Genomic DNA, 1,299 nt, shown 5'->3' on the forward strand with positions numbered 1-1,299 from the left:
GTTCACCATGGGCCGGACTATGCACCCGAACCCTATTCACTATTCCATGTTGTCTCAGTACAACATGGATGCCATAAAAAGTATGGTTTTTATACTTAATCCAAAATGGGGTTTCCCAGTGAGCCTCTTTTGCTTAGTATCGAAATATTGCTGTAACTGCCAACAGTTACGGTTAGCCAACTATAAAAATGTTAATCAATAAAACCGCATAAGAACATATGCCTTACACTATTGGGATAATGAAATGTATTTCAAATATTTTTTAATGGCCATACTTCTTTCTGGCTGTGTCAGTAGGGAGTTTTGTAGCAAAGAAAAATATGCAGCAGAAAAAAGACGATTTAGCTATACCAAATGTAGCGCATCAGTTGGCGCAGATGTTGGGCTAGCTACATTAGCTGTCCTTGGTGCCGCAGCTGCAGCGCAAGGTGGAAATAACAATTCATCACCAAGTACCACTTATGATGGTAATTGTGCTTGTCCTGCAGATTTAGATTTTCAAGGCAACCGATGTGGTCTAAGAAGCGCTTATAGTCGCAGTGGTGGAGCAGAACCCTCTTGTATAGGACAACAATAATGAACGGCATCTCATTACTTACTCTGGTGTTATTTATAGCTGGCTGCGCTGCTCCCCCTGCAGCTAATTTTTTAGAATACAACACCAATACGGCCTGGGATGCGGCGCTCCTATTAGATATTGATTGCAATGATTATATCGATGGGAAAACTTGCTCACAAAAAAAGGTGGATACCCAAGAAATCATAAAGTCTCTTGTGCCTGAATTGAATAAGATTGACCATTCTAAATTGACCTGCCTATATAGCAATGCACAAGGAAATAATGAGTATGACTTATCTGGCAGTTTCCTTGACTTCATTGAGGACAACTACCTGCAGCAAACCGAAACCAGGGTTGCATTTACTCAATGGTTCAAAAATTTTCCATGTGATGAGTAACGACTAAAAAGGACACCCACTCTGGATTGCTGTACGCCTGCTTAAGATGGATGTCCTGTCTCCCTTACTGCTCCTCGCGGATTAGCCCTTGCCATTCGCTAGTAGTTAGCCTCAGCCAAAGTGCCGAGGGTGATCTTCCTACAGGGGACTTTCACCCCATCAGTTCATGCCCATGCTGGGCGTACACAAATAATTAGTGTGGGACAGCTACGCCTTTCTGTTATACACATTTTTGGTCGATTGGTGAGATAAATGCCGAAAAAAGCTTCGAACAGCTCCCCCCCTGCCAAGGGGGAGGTTGGGAGGGGGTGGCTTTTGATGTTTCACAAGCTAAAAAGCAAA

Annotated in this window: 2 protein-coding genes; both read left to right on the top strand. The window is 43.0% G+C overall.

Annotated features, from left to right (window positions below):
* Positions 1-244: 244 nt before the first annotated feature.
* Positions 245-577 (top strand): hypothetical protein, encoded by a 333-nt coding sequence (locus ACZYTD_RS17140; protein WP_463893904.1) that lies wholly within the window; start codon positions 245-247, stop codon positions 575-577.
* On the top strand, positions 577-957 hold the full coding sequence (locus tag ACZYTD_RS17145; protein WP_463893906.1) for a hypothetical protein: 381 nt from the start codon (positions 577-579) through the stop codon (positions 955-957). The genes ACZYTD_RS17140 and ACZYTD_RS17145 overlap by 1 nt, the downstream gene beginning before the upstream one ends.
* Positions 958-1,299: the final 342 nt, after the last annotated feature.

Source organism: Pseudaeromonas sp. HNCC25DJ180 (assembly GCF_055413345.1).

Coding starts and splice junctions, on each gene's coding strand:
- ACZYTD_RS17140 (WP_463893904.1), top strand. CDS start 245: ATGTATTTCAAATATTTTTTAATGGCCATACTTCTTTCTGGCTGTGTC.
- ACZYTD_RS17145 (WP_463893906.1), top strand. CDS start 577: ATGAACGGCATCTCATTACTTACTCTGGTGTTATTTATAGCTGGCTGC.